Origin of the sequence: Pseudoalteromonas sp. P1-7a (assembly GCF_001401855.1) — a bacterium.
In the GTDB taxonomy this organism is placed as follows: domain Bacteria; phylum Pseudomonadota; class Gammaproteobacteria; order Enterobacterales; family Alteromonadaceae; genus Pseudoalteromonas.
In genome coordinates this window covers 1-18,669 of sequence record NZ_LKDU01000045.1, presented here as the reverse complement: position 1 = coordinate 18,669, position 18,669 = coordinate 1, and the positions used below count along the sequence as shown (strand labels likewise).

Sequence of the window (18,669 nt, the reverse complement as noted above, 5' to 3'; positions counted from 1 at the left end):
ATTAAAGTTTAGCTTTCAAAGCCAGCAAATTAGTCATCTACGGGGTGAAATTATGTATTTATTCGTAGACGTTGAGCTTGCTCACGTTAAAAGCGTAGCTTCTTGTAAAAGATCAATTGCACAAAGAGAAGCGAATTAGAAGACATAACCAATCCTGGCATTTTATTTATCACTACTCTAAAGCGCAGCGTCTCTAAACCTCTTTGTGCAAATATTTTTAAAAATAGCTATTTAAAACTACGTACACGTTTAACAACTATTTTATTACTTAAAATCGCCAAACATAAAATAACCATAAACAGCATTGAGTTAGCACCCGCTTGGAGCGAATAATCTACCGACGAATGCAACAGCATATCTACAATAGCGATAGCACAGCCAAAAGCCACACCCTGAAACAACGCGGTTTTACGCTTACGCATGGTTTGAACGCACAACCATAGGCAATACAATATAAGCGCCCCTAAAGCTGACGTTACAGGAATGCCTAGCTCTACAGCAAATTGAATGTAATCGTTATGGGCATTATCGTAATAGCCCGAATACGGCTCTGACTGATACGCAGGGAAAGCAGTATAAAACGTACCACCACCAGAGCCTAATAAAGGCTTATCGAGTATTAACGGGATTGAATCACGAACAACTTCATCACGTGTTTCTGACTGAATACTGGTTTCGCTAATGCGTTGCTTTACTTTTTCAACATCAAATATTGCACCAATAATGATCAAATCAATTATAAAAAAACTAACAATAAGTAATTTAAATGCCTTAGGCTTTTTATTATAAACAAACAAAGCTAATAAACTTACAACCATTAATGCAATAAAAAAGGCGGAATTACCCATTCGGCTGCGCGTTAAAATTAGCGCAATAATTATAATAATTAACGATATACGCAAAATAATTTTTGAGCTTAGTAGTATTTCTGTCCAGGCGCGCAATGTTTGTTTAAATGTAAGGTCATTTGCATGGCTGCCTCGCTTAAGTTCACTAACTAATACACCTATGCCTAAACATAAACACAGCGCTAAATAATTAGCTAAAAAATTAGAGTAAGTAAATGTGCCTATAGCGCGCTGCGTATGTTTATACCCAAAAATAGGGCTGAGCATATCTGGCGAGAGATTTAGGTACGTGGCATACAAAGCCTGAAAAACCCCTGCAGCAATAATGGTATAAATAAGTTTTTTTATTCGCTCACTATTGTCGCAATAAATAAAAACAAGCCAGCAAAAAAGTAGCATAAAGCTTGTTTTTAACAGCATTTGCTTTGTTTGAAAGGGGTCTAAGCTTACGGTGTAAAATTGTAAAATACAGGTAGCGCACACCAATAGCAAAGTTATAAAAACCGGATAAGAATAACGCGGGGGGTAAGTTTTTTGATTATTAACAGCGCTATTTACTAAATGCATTAAAAAGGTAATACAAATTAAAATACCCATAGCCATAATAGCCCAAGGGCGGTAGCTACCTAAAGGTAGAGGCAGCAAAAAAACAATTGCACACAGCAAAAAAAATATAAAACGATTCACAGCTTTCTCAAAATCAAGCTAAAAATTAAACAACGTATTTAAACAAAGTGTTTAAAGTAAAAACGCAGCCATTAGGCTGCGTTTGTATTATAAAACTAATAATTATTTAGTTGCCAACTTCAGAAATACCCGCATCACCACCAGTACCGCCAGCACCTTGCGGTACAGTTGTTGTAGGTAGGGTAACAATAACAGGGCCAGTAGGGGCTGTAGGCTCAGTAGGACCCGCAGCTGTTGCTTCTGATGCAATAGTCGCATCAACGCCTGCGGTAATTGCCGCCAGAGTAACAGCATCGCTATCCACGCCTGCAGCAACAAGTGCAGCTAAAAAGTCAGAAATAAAAGCGCTGTCTGCGCCTATGGCTGCTATAACAGCATTCATAATCGCATCTAACTGCTCAGGTGAACAAGTACCGTTAGCAATAGGTGAGTCTAAATCAATAGGGCCGGTGTTTTGGCAAAGTTGCTCAATTGCAGTAACAAGCTCTTGCTGCAACTCATCTGATGGAGTATCAGCAGTGGCGTTGTTTAAAATAGCAATTAGAGAGTCTAAACTTTCGGTTTGTACTACCGCGTCTGTATCCGTTTGTGCAAAAGCAGGTAAAACCGTAAGCGCCGATGCGCTAGCAAATAAACTAGCAAGTATAAGTGATTTCATCTTGTGTCCCTTTAAGAGATTATCTAATTACAAAATTTTAGCGTATCGGCGCAAAAAGTAAACTCTTTATTTGCACCATTATTATTAGTTTTAATAACTTTAGAAGGCGGCATAATTAAATTACCTTGTACGCCATCACACCCTAAGCTTTCAAGTACCTTTAATGTTTCAGGTTTTTCTATTAAACACGCTAAAACTTTAATGCCAAAACCGTGGCAAATATTATTAACTGTTTGAATAAAAAATTTGCTTTGGTTGTTATCTAGTAAGTCTTGTATGTAGCTTCCGTCTATTTTTACATACTCAATATCTAGCCCTTGTAAGTATCTAAACGAGGTAAGGCTAGTACCAAAATGCTCAATACATACGTTAATGCCTATATCTTTAATTATATCTATATGTTGCGAGGCAATGTGAACATTATAAAGTAAACTAATTTCGTGCAATTCAAATAACAAGTTAGTTTTTATAACAGGTTTAGTATGCGAATAAAGCGTTAACCATTCAATAAAATCAGTAGAATATAAAGAGGCTTTACTTAAGTTAAGCGCAAATACGTCGTTTGGGTGTTGCTCTTTAACATTTACAAAATTACGTATTATTTTTTTATCAAGCTCTTCGGTTAAGTTAAGTTTTTCGGCCATAGCAAATAAATGCCCGTTATTAACTTTTTCACCTTCAAAAATAAAATGAGCAAACACCTCAAAATAACATTGTTTGTTTTGCGAGCTAGCACGTTTTACAGGTTGCACCGAAAAACTCACCTCACCAGAGGCCAAAATAGACTGAATAAGCGAGCGCCACTGGTTAACACTAAATAAAGTGTTTTTATCTACCTTGGTGTTTGTATCGCCAATTGTACAGCCCGTATCTAAAGCCGATAGCACGTTACCAACAGGCATGCCCTTATCAACACTTACTAACGCAAAGTTAGCAAAGCCATTTACATGTAAGCTATTTTTTTGTTGGCTAAATGCATCGGTAATTTCTAGGCGTGTTCTATTTAAAAACTCACTATCGTAAGGAGCAAGGGCAATAAAAGTACTACCATTTAACCTGAATACTTTTGAGTTTGTCAGCTCACCAAAAATAGTTTTAAGTATATTTGCCACTTCGTTTACATGTTCATCGCCATCTTGGTAGCTTACTGTTTTATTAATGTTTGCAAGCGAGGGTAGGGTAATCATCATGGCCGTAATGGGCGCCTCATCACTAATAGAGTCGACTACCGAATTAAAATGGTTATCAAACGACTTACGGTTACCCAAACCGGTTAAAGGGTCTATGTAAACTTCCTCAGTAAGGGCTTGTGTTTGCTTAGTGAGCGAGTCAAACGTACTTTGCAGGTTCATAACCATATTGTTAATGGCTTTAGTAACAGTGCGCAGTTCGCGGGCAACCGGTATTTCGTTGTTTAAGGTAAAGCGTTTACGGGTCACTAAATGTGCTTGGTTTTCTACTGTTTTTAATGGCTTAAACACTGCTCGCAGTATTAAAAACGCCACTGCCAGCGACGCTACTAATAATAAAAACGATCCATATAAGCTACGCTTGGTATGCTCCCACAACGTTAAATACGATTGCCCAACGTGGCTTGTTACTTCAAGCGTACCGGCCATTATCCAACCATTATTTAACTCAGATTGCATAGTTGGGGCATTAAGCTTAACGGTGCTTATAAACCAATTAGGTACCGACTCAACTCGTTTAGGGTTTATAAGGTCAAAAACCACCTGGTTTTCAGCGTTAGTAAATTTTATTTGCTTATAATAACCCGAGTCAAAAATAGCCGTTGCCATTGTTTGCGCAATCATTATGCTGTCGTCTTCAAGGTAGGGCGAAATAGAAAGCCCTAAACTCGTGGCGGTGTCTTGGGCGTGGCTAGCCATTTGCGTTTGTAGGTATTGGCGTGTGGTGTCTACATCGGTAATTATTCGTACAAAAAACGAAATAACCGAAATAACAATAATCAGTCCATAAACTTGGGTTTTTAAGCTCAAGCCATTTTTAAAAAAAGACGACATAACTAATAGTTCCTTTAACGTTATTCTATATGGGAGCAAGCTCACCTTGTTCGATTCGCTCTAGCATTGTGTTCCAAGCAGACACACCACGGCTATTTTTTACTTTATTACCTAGGCCTTTCGATTTAGCTAACCACAAACCTTGGCCGTTAAAACTATAAATAGGGGTTAAATCGCGGCGTTTATTAGCAGGCAGTAGCTTAGTATTAAAATTACCTAAAACATAAGGAACTTGGTTTGGGTTTTCAATGTATATAAGCACCATATGTGGCTGGTTAACCGTTTTTTGCCTAACATACATTAACCGTATTTTATCCTCAGGAACGCCCAAGGCCATTAAAGTAAAATACTTGGCAATTACGTAGTCTTCGCAGTCACCCATGCCAATGCCTAAACTCTCGAGCGGGGTAGCCCAATAATCTTTTTGCTGCCATAGGTCTTCGTCGGTTTTATATTTAATTTGCTTATTAAAAAAATTATTAACTAAATGAATTTTTTGCCATTCACTTTTATCAGCAGATTCATCTATAAAATTTAACCAGTTTTTTATACGTGCATGGCCTTCGCTACCATATTGTTTTTGCGCACGGGCAATTATATCGCTGTTGCGTAAATACATAAGCATGTCTTGCGCGCATACAAAAAACGAAACCACTAATACTATACAAAGCCCTAAACGCACACACGTTCCTTTAAGTAAGTATTCCCTAATAATAAAACAAGCCTAGTATAGTATTGTTAGCATTAAAAAGGTAGATCATATAAAAGCATGAGAAGCACTAAAACAGTGCGCTAAATGCTAATTCTATTAATAAAAAATTAACAAAAAAACAATCTAAAAGGATGCTTTATTTATTGAGTACACAATTGTGTTGTGTATAATAATAACCTCACACGGCATGTGATACACGTAAAAAGGAATTTAGCTTTTAAACTAGCCTTTTTCGTTGTTTACAAAAAATAATGAAAGGAATTAAAGTGAAAGTTTTAAAAGCAGTATTACCCGTTGCTGGCTTAGGTACGCGCATGTTGCCAGCCACAAAAGCCATTCCTAAAGAAATGCTACCTTTAGTAGACAAACCGCTTATTCAATACGTAGTTAACGAAGCCGTAGCCGCGGGTATTAAAGAAATAGTACTCGTTACTCATGCCTCTAAAAACTCAATAGAAAACCATTTTGATACCAGCTTTGAGCTAGAAGCCACCCTAGAGGCACGCGTTAAGCGCAGCCTGTTAGAAGAAGTGCGCTCTATAGTACCAAAAGACGTTACCGTAATTTCTGTTCGCCAATCAGCACCACTGGGTTTAGGCCATGCAGTTCTTGCTGCGCGCCCTATAGTGGGTAACAACCCGTTTGCCGTAATGCTCCCCGACGTAATAATCGATAAATACAAATCAAACTTAAAAACCGATAACTTAAGTGAAATGATCAGCCGTTTTGATCAAACAGGCTATAACCAAGTAATGGTAGAACCCGTACCACAAGAATTAGTACATCAATACGGTGTGGCCGATTTAGCGGGTAAACAAATTAACGCTGGCGAAAACGCGACCATTAAAAACATGGTCGAAAAACCAAATAACGATGAAGCACCAAGTAACTTAGCAATTACAGGCCGCTATGTTGTATCGCCCACTATTTGGGACTTATTAGAATACACTCCACCAGGTACGGGCGGTGAAATACAGCTTACCGATGCCTTACTACAACTACGCCACCTTGAAACGCTCGAGGCTTATCACCTTAAAGGTAAATCTCACGACTGTGGCTCTAAACTAGGTTATATGCTCGCAAATGTAGAATACGCAATGCAATCAAGCCATATGGGCAAAGAGTTTACCGAGCAGGTTAAAAAGTTACTTACTTCAAGTAATTAAAATTATATTATTTTAAATTAAGGACAGTCATGGCTATTAAAATATTAAGTATATTTGGTACGCGCCCTGAAGCTATTAAAATGGCACCGCTAGTTAAAGCGCTAAATGAAGCAGAAGGCATTGACGCAAAAGTATGTGTTACTGCCCAGCATCGTGAAATGCTAGATCAGGTTTTAGATTTATTCGAAATTGTACCAGAATACGACTTAAACATAATGAAGCCAGGCCAAAGTTTATACGATGTAACTACAAATATTCTTTTGGGCTTAAAACCTATTTTAGAGGAATTTAAACCCGATTTAATACTTGTTCATGGCGATACAAGTACAACCCTTTCCGCAAGTCTTGCAGCTTTTTATCAACAAATCCCAGTAGGGCATGTAGAGGCTGGCTTAAGAACAGGCAATTTAGCATCACCCTGGCCAGAGGAAGGTAATCGCAAGTTAACAGGTGCAATTACAAAGCTTCACTTTGCTCCAACCGATACGTCGCAACAAAACTTACTCAATGAAGGTGTTGATCTAAACGACATAGTTGTAACGGGCAACACGGTAATTGACGCACTCTTACAAGTGGTTGATAAAGTAAAAAAAGACGACGCATTAATCACTACATTAAAAGCACAGTTTCCAGACTTAGACGAAACTAAAAAGCTAATCCTAGTAACAGGGCACAGAAGGGAAAGTTTTGGTGGCGGCTTTGAACGTATTTGCGAAGCACTAGCAGAAATAGCTACAGCTCATCCAGAGGCTCAAGTGCTTTACCCAATGCACTTAAATCCAAATGTACGCGAACCAGTAAATCGTATATTAAAAAATGTTGATAATGTGCATCTAATTGAACCACAAGACTACTTACCATTTGTGTATTTAATGAATCAAGCACACATAATAGTAACCGACTCCGGTGGTGTACAAGAAGAAGCACCAAGCCTAGGCAAGCCAGTGCTCGTAATGCGCGACACAACAGAGCGCCCAGAGGCGGTAGAAGCCGGAACGGTAAAATTAGTCGGTACAAATAAAGAACGCATTATTAGCGAAGTTAAAAACTTACTAACAAACGCGCAAGAATATCAAACAATGAGCCGAGCACATAACCCTTATGGCGATGGTAAAGCGTGTGAGCGCATTGTTGCAAAAATTAAGCAACACTTTAAAGATTAAAATAAAGTTTAAAATTTTTTCAAGGATTTAGTAATGACAATAAAAACAGTGTCGGTTGTTGGTTTAGGTTATATCGGTTTACCTACAGCGGCCGTTATTGCATCGCGCGGTATGCAGGTAATAGGTTTAGATGTAAATCAAAAAGCGGTAGATACAATAAATGCAGGTGAAATCCATATAGTAGAGCCTGATCTAGATATCGTAGTACGTGGTGTTGTTTCTACAGGTAATTTACGAGCGACAACAGTACCAGAAAAAGCAGATGTATTTATGGTGGCAGTACCAACACCATTTGTACATAGCGAAAGCGGTGACCATAAAGCCGATTTAAGCTACATAGAATCTGCAGCTAAAACAATTGCCCCAGTACTTGAAAAAGGCAATTTAGTTATTCTAGAAAGTACGTCACCAGTAGGGGCAACAGAGCAACTAGCCGCTTGGCTAAGTGAAGCGCGCCCTGATTTAACATTCCCGCAAGATAAGGGCGATACAGCCGACATCAATGTTGCTCATTGCCCTGAGCGTGTATTACCTGGCTATGTATTACAAGAGCTAGTGTCGAACGACCGTGTAATAGGCGGTATGAGCAAAGCATGTAGCGAAAAAGCCGTTAAGTTATACGAAACTTTCGTGCGCGGCGAGTGTATTATTACCAATGCTCGCACTGCTGAAATGGCTAAGTTAACCGAAAACTCATTTCGCGATGTAAACATTGCCTTTGCCAATGAATTGTCAGTAATTTGTGACAAATTAAAAATTAATGTGTGGGAGCTTATTAAGCTTGCTAATCGTCACCCGCGTGTAAATATTTTAAACCCAGGCCCAGGTGTTGGCGGCCACTGTATTGCGGTTGATCCTTGGTTTATTGTTGCAAGTTGCCCAGACGAAGCAAAAATAATTAAACAAGCACGCTTAACTAACGACGCAAAACCATTTTACGTAATTGAAAAAGTAGCAAAAGCCGCTGACGAATTTAAACGCCCAGTAATTGCCTGTTTAGGCCTTTCATTTAAAGCAGATATAGACGACCTTCGTGAAAGCCCTGCATTAAATATTGTTGAAGAGTTAGCAGCAAAAAATATTGGTGAAATACTTGCGGTAGAGCCAAACATTTCAGAGCTACCAGCCAACCTAGCAGATAAAAATGTCAGCTTAGTGTCGTTAGAAAGCGCACTGGAGCAAGCAAATGTCGTTGTAGTATTAGTTGATCATAAACAATTTAAAGCTGCAGATAAAACAGAGTTTGCATCAAAAGTTGTTATTGATACTCGCGGTATTCTTTAATTTTGTATTATTTATAAAGAGTTTTTAATGTGTATTAATAAGAATATCAATAATGCCTAAAAAACATATCGCTTTAATTATGCCCCTTTCTACCTATGACTGGGGCAGTAATAACTGTGGCGGCGTAGATAGCGTATGCCAGATGCTTGCAGAATATATGGTTAACCATGATGACGCTAACCATAGGTTTACTATTATCGGGCTCGACCCGCAAAGTAAAACTCCTTTCACTGGTGATGTTATTCGTCTATCAGATAATGTTGATTTTATTTGGCTGCCTACATCAAGTAAGCAATCAAAATTTAAAATCCCCGGCATTATTTGGCAAAATTGGCATGTTCGCAAGTTGTTAAAAACTTTGAATCCTGACTTAGTGCATACCCACTTTTGGAGTTTATTAATTGGCAGTGGGTTTAAGGGTAAAACATTAGTAACTATTCACAGCTATAAAAAAATAGCGCGTCGTAATGTTGGAGTGTTTAATAACTTTTTATATGAGAAAATAATTCCTTTAATTACAACAAGGCGCAGCGACAATGTAGTTGTTGTAGGTAAACAGTTACAAACAGCATTATCTAATGATGGCGTTAAATCGCAAATTGTGTATAACCCCATAGATCAAGAATACTTTAAAGCAAGTTATACTAGACATGAACACAAAAAAATTAAGCTCGTTACGTGTGCGTTATTAACACCAAGAAAGAAGGTTGAAGACTCTATTGCTTTATTAGCTAGGTTAGTTGGTAATGGTTTTAATTCTTCCTTAACTATTATTGGGCCTGCGGCCGATAAAGTATATACAGAGCAGCTAAAAAAACAGGTAGCTTCCTTAGGGTTAGAAAACAATGTAACCTTTTTAGGTAAATTAAATAAAACCCAAATTGTTCAACAATATCTTAATGCTGACTTAGGTGTATTTACTTCTAGTGAGGAGACCTTCGGCTTAGTACCTCTAGAAATGTTAGCAGTTGGATTGCCTCTAATAACAACTGAGGTTGGAATACTTGAAGATGAGAAAACTTTCTTTGAGAAAATGGGCGTTTTATACTTCTCTGACACGATAACCCCTAACCGTATCAAAAATTTGATTGATAATCATAATGTTAATGAGTCTAAAAGCGAACTTGAAGTAAAATTTAATATTGCATCTGTTTTCACGCAATATATTGATTTATATAAAAAGTGTAGTGAAAAAAATAATGATTAGTTCGTTACTTAAATATGCACCAGTGCAAATTTTTGCTGCAATTAGTGTGTTTGCATTAATTAGTATTCATACCAAGTTATTAACTACAACAGAATACGGAATGTTGGCATTAATGCTATTAACGGTTGAAGTTGTAAGGGCGGTAGCTGCGCAGTGGATTAACTCTAGCATGCTGCGTTTACTTCCTAGTAAAAAAACAGAGGAACATGATAATTTTGCAGCGATTGCCTGCTCAATTATTTTTTGCTGCACATTGCCAGCATTAGCACTAGTTAGTTTAGGGTTATATTTAACAGGCTTATTAACCTTATCTACGTTTTTAGCTACCTTTTTAGTTTTTTTAATTAAAGCTCTCTATCAGTTCTATCTTGAATTAGCCCGTATAATGGAGCGTTTAAACCAATATAGAATTGCCGTACTTACTCAATCTATTATGTCTATAGTAATTACAGGTAGCTTGCTAGCTTACTCTCCTAATATCCTTTCTGCGTTATCAGCCCTTGCTTTGAGCTACATAGCTGCAGGCTTAGTTGTTTTTAAACCGCTTAAAATCAGTATTAATAAACTTAAAACTCCAGATGCACAGGCTATTTTCTCTTATGGCTTACCTCTTATGGCCAGTGGCTTAGTTGCAGCAATATCAAGCCGGTTAGACCGCTACTTCATTGCAGATAAATTAGATTTAGCGCAAACAGGTATTTATGCTGCTATATCAAATATTTTATTAGGAATTGGCGCACTTATTTTTATGGTCGTAGCCTTACCAAGTTATCCTGAATTAACAAAAAAAATTAACGATAAAGCCGCTTTGTACAAAGCCCATGGTGAATATTTAACTTTATTATGTTTAATTTCAGCTCCTGCTTTAGTTGGGTTTTGTATTTTAGCCGAGCCTATAACGCACCTATTACTTAGTGAAGAATATTTATCACAAGGTTCTACTGTTATTTATATTTTATGTGCGGGAGTGTTTGTTGTAAACTTGAAGGCTCATTATATAGATCATGGATTACAGTTCTCTTTAAACACTAAATACCTGCCTAAAATTAGTGTTTTTTCTTTAGTAGTTAATCTTTCTTTATTAGTCACTTTGATCCCACTTTATGGTTTAGTAGGTGCGGCCAGTGCTTTTTTGATCACAAGTCTTACCTCATTTAGCGTGGCATTATGGTTGTCTATTAAAAAAGGATATAAGTATTTTATACCACTGCAGGTATATAAAATTATATTTTCAACTTTGTGTATGGCTATATTTCTACCTGAATTACGAGTTTATCACTTCGTTATGATTAATATTCCCATAGTCAACCTTGTTATTGATGTACTTATTGGCGTGAGCATTTTCTCATGTGTGCTTGCCTTACTAAATTATAAAAAATGTAAAGCATGGATAATAAATGAAAAGTGAAAGTATTTATAGAGTAATGGTGTTCACTTTTTTGACGGCATTTATTTTTGGCGGCTATTTACTAGAAAACGTAGGTATAAAATACGTATCAGAAGGCGGAAATCCGTTAGTTAAAATACATATTTCAACGTATATATTAATGCTAACCGTTGCAATTTTTACGCTTAGAAGAGGTATTAATGTGCCTTTAACTAGCCTAAAAGAGCTTAGGGCATCATGGCTAATAAGTTTTTTATGTATTTTACTTGTTATATTTTATGGCTTAATTAGATTTGGTACGTCGGGCATGGCTTACTTGGTCGATACTATGGTAGCCCCACTTTTAGCTCTATATTTATTGAGTCAGTTGAGTATCACACATAAAAACAAATTATTAACCTTACTTGCATACTTACTATTCATAAATTCTGCTATAGCTATTTTAGAGTTTATATTAGGTAGTACACTAATATCCGTCGAGTTTTCAAGTTTTAGTCACTTTAGATCAACGGCTCTGTTAACTCATCCACTTAATAACGCGTTGATTACCGCTGCATTGGCACCTTTACTAATGAGCTATACGCGAATTCCTTATTTAATCTATTTTACTGTAGTTACGTTAGCACTGTTTGCTTTTGGTGGGCGAGCTGCAACAGGCATATTCATGCTAGGTGTATTTATTTTAATAGCACCTAAGGTGCCTGCATTTATGGCTGCAGGGGTTCGCGTGTCAAAAATGCGCTTTGCGGTAATACAAGCGCTCGCTTTTTTTGCATCTATTTTTACTGTGTCGGTTATAGTGTTGTCTCCCATCGGTGCCCGCATACTTAGTAAACTGCATATTGATGGCAGTGCTCAAGCGCGATTTGATGTTTTTTTAATTCTTGAACAATTAAGCCCAAATGAATGGCTTTTTGGGGCCTCACAAACTTTATTAGACAATATCGCTTTTTATATTCAAATAGATGTTATAGAGAATTACATAATAGGTTGGATTGTTAGTTTTGGTATCATATGTACAGTTTTTTTGTTTTTAAGTTGCTATAAATTACCACTTAAAATTGCATTGGGAAAAAATAGAAATTCAGCCAAAATCGCTTTGATTGTTTTTATTTTAGTTTCATTAACAAATAATGCTTTGACGACTAAAACTCCAGCCTTACTCTTTTTAATTAGTGCAATGTACTTAGTTGTATCTAGAAGGAACGGAAAATGATTTCAGTAAGTTTTAGGCTTAGTGCTCATTTAAGTTGGCCTTGTGAATTAGTGTGTTTTTCAATATTTGTCGGTTAAAGGATTGCTATAATGTTTACAAGTAAAATTTATAAAAAAAGCCCAGTTTCAATTCAAAATATTTTATTGAGTACGCGTGCATTAGTAAGAAAAAAGCTTAGAGAAAACAATAAATGTGAACAATATACTCAAGAACTAATTGCCCATGAGTATGACTCTGAGATTTTAGGTAAATACCATGATAAAACGCTACATAAAACTATTAAGCAAGCACGAAATACCGTTGAATATTATAAAAGTTATGACCTTAATTTAAAAACGTTTCCTTTTATTGATAAATTGGAAGTGAATAGCAATAAGGATAAGTTTTTATCGTCCAAAAAGTCAGGCACGGTTATTAAAGGTGCAACAAGTGGCACAACAGGCGCGCCTTTAGTTATTCCACAAGATATGGAATCGGTCATAACTGAGCAAGCTTTTATTAATAGAGGGTTAGCTTGGGCTGGATTTAAAGAAGGTGATAAACGAGCGTGGATCAGGGGTGATATGATTGTACCACTCGAACAAAAAAAGGCGCCATTTTGGCGTTACTCTTACTTTGAAAATATGATTATGCTCTCATCCTTTCATATGGTGCCTAATAACTTACAGTCATATATAAATGCAATGGCTGAGTTTGGTGTACAAGTTATACAGGCATATCCCTCATCGATTGTCACGCTAGCTAAGTATTTAGAAGTTAATAATGAATATTATCCAGGTGAAATAAAGTCAATTGTTACATCATCTGAATCACTAACAAAGGAAGATAAACTACTTATTGAAACGCGTTTTAAATGCACTGTTTTTGATTGGTATGGGCTATTTGAGCGTGTAGCTGCCATTGCAAGCTGCGAGCACGGGCGTTATCACATACTAACAGATTATGCTCATGTAGAATTATTGCCAGTTGGTAAAACAGAGGATGGCCGTGACAGGGCTGAAATTGTTGGTACTAACTTTAATAATACCCTTTACCCATTAATTCGTTATAAAACCGGCGACCATGTTATTTTGTCTGATGAGCCAAACTGCCCATGTGGTCGTGTATTTCCAATTGTGGATTCTATAGAAGGAAGAACAGGTGATTACCTTATTGCAGAAGATGGTCAAAAAGTTCATATATTAAATCACATTCCTAAAGGAGTAAGTGGTTTGTTAGGGGCGCAGTTTGTACAAAAAGAACATATGAAAATTGAAGTACTAGTTACTTGTAATAATGACTTTACAACTGAACAAAAGTCTAAACTAATAGATAATACAAAAGAGCGGTTAGGCAATAAAATGGAAGTCATTATTACAATAGTTGATGATTTAATAAGAACTAAAAATGGCAAAATGAAACAAGCTATTTGCGATTTGTAAGGTGTTACAATGCATTACTTTACGGTGTTAAAGCATAAGCTTATAGAAAAAATTAGGACTTTATATTTAATTAATTTTAACTATAGATATAAAGATAATATACAGCGGTATAAGTTGTCGAAAAATAAAAAAAATAAAGGTTTAATTAAAGCTGAAATTAAACAGTTAAAAGATTATTGGGGGTGCTATCCTCTGCAGTATTTTAATCACGATTTTTATTCAAAAGATTGCACGCTTTCTATGGAGGAAATGAAGCAATTTATACCTAGCTATTATTTTTATCGAATAATATTCCCTCAGTTCGATGACTCAAAATATTTATTGAACATCGTTGAAGATAAAATAATTATGGATACTTTATTTAAAGGAATGGGTTACCCAAGTGCTAATGTAATAATTAAAAAGAAAGCTAATTATGTTTTTAATTCAGATGGCACAACTTTAAACTATCAAACATTTCAAGAACTATTAGAAATGTGCACCTGCAATAAATTGTTTATTAAACCGGTGCATGGACGTGGTGGTTGTGGGATTTTAGTTGCAAAAAGAAAAGGTAAGGCCTTTTACATAAAAGATAATGAATTTGATTATCACTTTCTAATAAACCTGAAAGATAATTACGTTATAGAGGAAGCAATAGTTCAACATGATGCAATAACAGCGGTGTATCCACATAGTGTAAATACGCTTAGAGCTATAACAAAGAGGAATACAGCTGGTTTAATTGAAATTGTTGCGATGACCCTTCGAATGGGCTCAAACGGTAGTGAGATTGATAATACATCTGCCGGAGGGTTGGTTATTGGTATTAATAGTGAAAGTGGCTGTGCTTTAAAAAATTATGCCACTCGCGAATATGGTTTAGAGCAGTTTTTTGAACACCCTGATACAGGTTATCAATTTGAACAGTTAAAAATTCCAAACTGGCTTGAAAATAAAAAGAAGCTTATTGAACTTGCTAACAAAAATATAATTATGAATCTAGTTGGTTGGGATATAGCAATAACAAATGATGGTATTTTGGTTATCGAGATTAACACCTTATTTGGTATTGACGGCTTACAATCTGCCCTTGGGGGATTAGAAAATAAATTTTCTGAAAATAAAACACTTAAAATATAAGGGATTAAAATTGAAGAGTAATGTACTGGTAATTAGTGTTTCAAACAAAGGTGCTGGTGGAGTTGCTAGTGTGGTTAGTACCTTCATGGAAAGTGAGTATTTAAATTCTAAGTATAAAATTAGCTATTTTTTTACTAATAAGCCTGGCAATAATTTTATAAAGCTTTTTAGTACAATCTGCGCTTTTGTAATATTTCCTTTTTTACTCATTTTTAATAATTATAAAGTTGCCCATATTCATGGGGGAAGTGTACTACGTAAAAGTTATTATGCGCTTTGGTTGAAGCTATTTAGAATACCAACAATTTATCAAAACCATGCAGCAAATCTAGATTCGTATTATAAGAATGCAGATGGTTTTAAAAAAACGTATTTAGATTATGTATTTAACCTTTATGACCTGAGGTTATGTTTAGGTAGTTATTGGGAAAATACCTTAAATGAAGTCATGGATAAAAAATGGAATGTATTATATAACCCTGTTCCCGAGTTACATTTAAATAATACGGCTCACGATACATGCAATTTTACGTTTATGGGTGAGCTTAGTGAGCGTAAAGGCATTAAAGATTTAATACATGCTTTTGCAAAATCTGAAAACGATAATGCACGTTTACTTGTCGCAGGAAATGGCGATGTTGATAGTTTAGTTACATTATGTAACGGGCTTGGTATTTCTGAAAAAGTAGAGTTTTTAGGCTGGATCAATAAAGACCAAAAACTTGATTTGTTGGCTCGAACTGATGTTGTTGTGCTGCCAAGTTATGCTGAGGGATTACCAATGAGTATTCTTGAGGCTATGTCTGTTGGTTTACCTGTTATCACGACTCCTGTAGGTGCTGTAGAAGATGCCATTACACATAATGAACATGGTTTGTTAGTAAAGCCTGGTAATGTTGATCAAATTTCTAGTGCCTTAAGTGAGCTTGCCCAGAGTTCAGATAAACGAACTCAATTAGGTGAGGCTGCAAAAGTTAAATTTTTAAAGTGCTTTAAGGATGATGTTGTGGCTAAAACCTTATCAGATTATTATCAGCAACTAATTACTAAGGCCGAAAAATGAGCAGTCAGCTTGATCTAATAACAAGGAAAATGTTTAACAAAGCAAAAAGTAATAGTTATGCAGGCCAAGATCCGTTTGATGGGCTCAATAGTAAGTTATTTGAATTATTTCCAAGGTTTAAGCAAGGCATTGTAGGGCTTGCTTGGATTCAGCTTCATAAACGTTTAGCTATTAACTTGCGGCCATTATGTGCTGTACCTAAAAAGCGTAACCCTAAGGGCATTGGCTTATTTATTTTAGGTTTATTAGAAGACTATAAAGCAACTAATGAGCAAACTTATTTAGATGAAGCGATAAACCTAGCTGATTGGTTATTGACCCAGCAAAGTGATAAATCTATTTGGCAGCATAGTTGTTGGGGTTACCACTTTGACTGGAATGCTCGTGCTTTTTTTGTACCTAAAGGTAAGCCAAACGTAATTACTACTATTTATGTAGCACAGGCTTTATATGCATTAAGTGAAATTACCAGAGACAAAAAATACAGCGAACCTGCAATTGATAGTGCGCATTTTATTGTAAAAACATTATATAAAAAATGTGATGGTAGACAGTTTTTTGGTTACATACCGGGTGAAACTGCATTTGTCCATAATGCTAGCCTTTGGGGCGCTGCATGGGTTGCAAAGGTTGCCGTACTTACCAACGACCAACACTACAAACAGCTTGCTTTAGATGCTGCAAGGCAGTCGGTAAGTGAGCAAGGGGCTGATGGTTCATGGGTATATGGTGCTCGCCATCATCACCAGTTTATTGATGGCTTTCATACCGGTTATAATCTAGAAGCGTTGCGCTTACTGAGCGATGAATTGCAAACGGATGAGTTTGAGGATGCAATTGCAAAAGGTCTTACTTATTATAAAACGCATTTGTTTGAGCAAGATGGCACCGCAAAATATTACAATAATAATCGTTACCCACTCGATATGCACAGTGTGTCGCAGGCTGTTTTTACGTTATTAAAAGTAGGTAAAACGCCAGATGACTTTATAATGGCCGAAAAAGTAATAAACCGCGCTATTCAGACCCTATATATGCCTAAAAAGCAGCGTTTTATTTATCAAAAAAATAAGTATTTTACCAATAAGGTTGACTATGTGCGTTGGACACAGGCATGGGTATATTATTCGTTTGCTTATTTTAATCGACAAAAAATGAATAGCACCAAAAATGCAGTTATTGAACAACTTTAAAACGGACTCAACAATGAAACGTATTGAATTTTTAAAAGCACCCATGGATATTGCCACTATGCAAGAAACGGTGTCTTTTATCGAAAACAGAATTGAGCAAAAGCAATTTTTACAGCATGTTGTGGTTAATGTAGCCAAAATAGTTAATATGCAAAAAGATTCTGTTTTAGCTGAGTCGGTTAAAGCGTGTGAGGTAATTAATATTGATGGTATGGGTGTAGTATTCGGTGCGCGTTTTTTAGGGCACGATGTGCCAGAGCGTGTAGCAGGAGTTGACTTATTTCATGAATTATTAGCCATGAGTGCCAAGCGAGACTTTCCTGTGTTTTTGCTAGGTGCCACCGATGAGGTAGTTAGCAAAACAGTAAGTAAAGTTAAAGCACAGAACCCAAATTTAAACATAGCAGGTTATAACGATGGCTACTTTTGGGATGATGAAGAAGCCGTGGTCACTAAAATACGCGAATCGGGCGCTAAGTTATTATTTGTTGCGATTACCTCTCCTAAAAAAGAAAACTTTATTAATAAATGGCAAGACAAACTCGGTGTAGACTTTGTTATGGGAGTAGGCGGTACGTTCGATGTTGTAGCAGGCAAAGTAAAGCGTGCACCGCAGTGGATGCAAAAAGCTGGTTTAGAGTGGCTATACAGGGTAATTCAAGAGCCAGGCAGAATGTGGAAGCGATATTTAAAAACAAATACTAAATTTTTAATGTTATTGCTAACCGAGAAATTTAAATAAGGAAGTTGATATGTTGAGTGTTACGAATAAAAGCAGGCTTGGTAATTTATACAATGATGTTATTTTTAAAGTGTTTCGTGACAGCGAAAGGAAGCCTTTTTTTAAGCAACTTAAAGACCTATACCTTTTGACAAAGCTATAAAGTATTGGCCTAACAATTACTTTAAATACGATGGTTACAAAAAAGGTAAAAGTTTGGATGACACAAAATTATATGTCACAGGTGTTTTGTTTGGCAATTTCAGAAAGCAGTATTTGAATGATAGTAGATATGCGGTGTTTGCAGATGATAAATTTTTATTTCATAAATTGATGGTCGATGCCGGTATACCGACTGCAAAGTTAATTAATGTTATTTCGTACAATGCTATCAAAAATGAGTATACGGGACTAAATAGTGTTAATGCTGATGTTGTGCTAGATACTATCTCGGTTGATACAATAGTTATTAAGCCAGTAATTGACTCATGCCAAGGAGCAGGAGTCAACGTTATTAATATCAGTACAAATAAAAAGTTTGAAATGTCAGGAAAAACTTATAGCTCATCGGAGTTGGTTAAAAAACTATTCTCTGAATATTCTGGAAGTTATTTAATTGAAGAAATAATACAACAACATTCATTTAATCACCGTCTATACCCTGAAGCTGTAAATACAATTAGAGTAGATTCACTGCTTGCAAAATCTGGCGAAGTAATTATAAATTCAGCTTATTTGCGAATTGGAAGAAATGGCCGCAAGGTTGATAATTGGTCTGGTAAACAAGGCGGAATAGG

The 18,669-nt window shown here is 36.2% G+C and carries 16 protein-coding genes; 12 read left to right on the top strand and 4 right to left on the bottom strand.

Annotated elements, in window-relative coordinates:
- Positions 1-227: 227 nt before the first annotated feature.
- From AN389_RS18415 to AN389_RS18400, 4 genes are all read right to left on the bottom strand, one after another.
- A complete protein-coding gene (locus tag AN389_RS18415) occupies positions 228-1,535 on the bottom strand; it encodes an O-antigen ligase (protein ID WP_055020417.1) in 1,308 nt (435 codons plus the stop codon).
- A 106-nt stretch (positions 1,536-1,641) separates the two neighbouring features.
- Positions 1,642-2,193, bottom strand: coding sequence for a hypothetical protein (locus AN389_RS18410; protein ID WP_055020416.1), 552 nt, complete (start codon positions 2,191-2,193; stop codon positions 1,642-1,644).
- 23 nt (positions 2,194-2,216) lie between these two features.
- Positions 2,217-4,217: an EAL domain-containing protein gene (locus AN389_RS18405; RefSeq protein WP_055020415.1), complete on the bottom strand. Its 2,001-nt coding sequence runs from the start codon at positions 4,215-4,217 to the stop codon at positions 2,217-2,219.
- A 25-nt stretch (positions 4,218-4,242) separates the two neighbouring features.
- On the bottom strand, positions 4,243-4,899 hold the full coding sequence (locus AN389_RS18400; RefSeq protein ID WP_055020414.1) for a transglutaminase-like cysteine peptidase: 657 nt from the start codon (positions 4,897-4,899) through the stop codon (positions 4,243-4,245).
- A gap of 296 nt (positions 4,900-5,195) precedes the next feature.
- On the opposite strand from AN389_RS18400, the gene galU reads away from it, so the two are divergent.
- The 12 genes from galU to AN389_RS18340 all read left to right on the top strand — a co-directional run.
- Positions 5,196-6,095: a UTP--glucose-1-phosphate uridylyltransferase GalU gene (gene galU / locus AN389_RS18395; protein WP_055020413.1), complete on the top strand. Its 900-nt coding sequence runs from the start codon at positions 5,196-5,198 to the stop codon at positions 6,093-6,095.
- Positions 6,096-6,124: 29 nt separating this feature from the next.
- Positions 6,125-7,258 carry a non-hydrolyzing UDP-N-acetylglucosamine 2-epimerase gene (gene wecB, locus AN389_RS18390; RefSeq protein WP_055020412.1) on the top strand — a complete coding sequence of 378 codons (1,134 nt, stop codon included), beginning with the start codon at positions 6,125-6,127 and terminating at the stop codon, positions 7,256-7,258.
- A 33-nt stretch (positions 7,259-7,291) separates the two neighbouring features.
- Positions 7,292-8,542 (top strand): UDP-N-acetyl-D-mannosamine dehydrogenase, encoded by a 1,251-nt coding sequence (gene wecC / locus AN389_RS18385; protein ID WP_055020411.1) that lies wholly within the window; start codon positions 7,292-7,294, stop codon positions 8,540-8,542.
- A 52-nt stretch (positions 8,543-8,594) separates the two neighbouring features.
- Complete coding sequence (locus AN389_RS18380; RefSeq protein WP_055020410.1) at positions 8,595-9,749, top strand: VpsD family glycosyltransferase; 1,155 nt, start codon at positions 8,595-8,597, stop codon at positions 9,747-9,749.
- Complete coding sequence (locus AN389_RS18375) at positions 9,709-11,157, top strand: lipopolysaccharide biosynthesis protein (RefSeq protein ID WP_235576001.1); 1,449 nt, start codon at positions 9,709-9,711, stop codon at positions 11,155-11,157. Before AN389_RS18380 ends, AN389_RS18375 begins: the two co-directional genes overlap by 41 nt.
- Positions 11,147-12,352, top strand: a complete 1,206-nt coding sequence (locus tag AN389_RS18370; protein WP_055020409.1) for a VpsF family polysaccharide biosynthesis protein — start codon at positions 11,147-11,149, stop codon at positions 12,350-12,352. Before AN389_RS18375 ends, AN389_RS18370 begins: the two co-directional genes overlap by 11 nt.
- Before the next feature lie 89 nt (positions 12,353-12,441).
- A complete protein-coding gene (locus tag AN389_RS18365; RefSeq protein ID WP_055020408.1) occupies positions 12,442-13,773 on the top strand; it encodes a phenylacetate--CoA ligase family protein in 1,332 nt (443 codons plus the stop codon).
- A gap of 9 nt (positions 13,774-13,782) precedes the next feature.
- Positions 13,783-14,895 (top strand): sugar-transfer associated ATP-grasp domain-containing protein, encoded by a 1,113-nt coding sequence (locus AN389_RS18360; RefSeq protein WP_055020407.1) that lies wholly within the window; start codon positions 13,783-13,785, stop codon positions 14,893-14,895.
- A 10-nt stretch (positions 14,896-14,905) separates the two neighbouring features.
- Positions 14,906-15,958 carry a glycosyltransferase family 4 protein gene (locus AN389_RS18355; RefSeq protein WP_055020406.1) on the top strand — a complete coding sequence of 351 codons (1,053 nt, stop codon included), beginning with the start codon at positions 14,906-14,908 and terminating at the stop codon, positions 15,956-15,958.
- Complete coding sequence (locus AN389_RS18350; RefSeq protein WP_055020405.1) at positions 15,955-17,151, top strand: hypothetical protein; 1,197 nt, start codon at positions 15,955-15,957, stop codon at positions 17,149-17,151. Before AN389_RS18355 ends, AN389_RS18350 begins: the two co-directional genes overlap by 4 nt.
- A 13-nt stretch (positions 17,152-17,164) precedes the next feature.
- Positions 17,165-17,893, top strand: coding sequence for a WecB/TagA/CpsF family glycosyltransferase (locus AN389_RS18345; protein WP_055020418.1), 729 nt, complete (start codon positions 17,165-17,167; stop codon positions 17,891-17,893).
- A 195-nt stretch (positions 17,894-18,088) separates the two neighbouring features.
- Positions 18,089-18,669, top strand: a 581-nt coding sequence (locus tag AN389_RS18340) for a sugar-transfer associated ATP-grasp domain-containing protein (protein WP_200911309.1), incomplete at its 3' end; no start/stop codon positions are given.

What these genes read in the sequence shown, in the direction of transcription:
- AN389_RS18410 (WP_055020416.1), bottom strand. Translation starts at nt 2,193, where the DNA reads ATGAAATCACTTATACTTGCTAGTTTATTTGCTAGCGCATCGGCGCTT.
- AN389_RS18350 (WP_055020405.1), top strand. Translation starts at nt 15,955, where the DNA reads ATGAGCAGTCAGCTTGATCTAATAACAAGGAAAATGTTTAACAAAGCA.
- wecB (WP_055020412.1), top strand. Translation starts at nt 6,125, where the DNA reads ATGGCTATTAAAATATTAAGTATATTTGGTACGCGCCCTGAAGCTATT.
- AN389_RS18360 (WP_055020407.1), top strand. Translation starts at nt 13,783, where the DNA reads ATGCATTACTTTACGGTGTTAAAGCATAAGCTTATAGAAAAAATTAGG.
- AN389_RS18365 (WP_055020408.1), top strand. Translation starts at nt 12,442, where the DNA reads ATGTTTACAAGTAAAATTTATAAAAAAAGCCCAGTTTCAATTCAAAAT.
- AN389_RS18405 (WP_055020415.1), bottom strand. Translation starts at nt 4,217, where the DNA reads ATGTCGTCTTTTTTTAAAAATGGCTTGAGCTTAAAAACCCAAGTTTAT.
- wecC (WP_055020411.1), top strand. Translation starts at nt 7,292, where the DNA reads ATGACAATAAAAACAGTGTCGGTTGTTGGTTTAGGTTATATCGGTTTA.
- AN389_RS18370 (WP_055020409.1), top strand. Translation starts at nt 11,147, where the DNA reads ATGAAAAGTGAAAGTATTTATAGAGTAATGGTGTTCACTTTTTTGACG.
- AN389_RS18345 (WP_055020418.1), top strand. Translation starts at nt 17,165, where the DNA reads ATGAAACGTATTGAATTTTTAAAAGCACCCATGGATATTGCCACTATG.
- AN389_RS18380 (WP_055020410.1), top strand. Translation starts at nt 8,595, where the DNA reads ATGCCTAAAAAACATATCGCTTTAATTATGCCCCTTTCTACCTATGAC.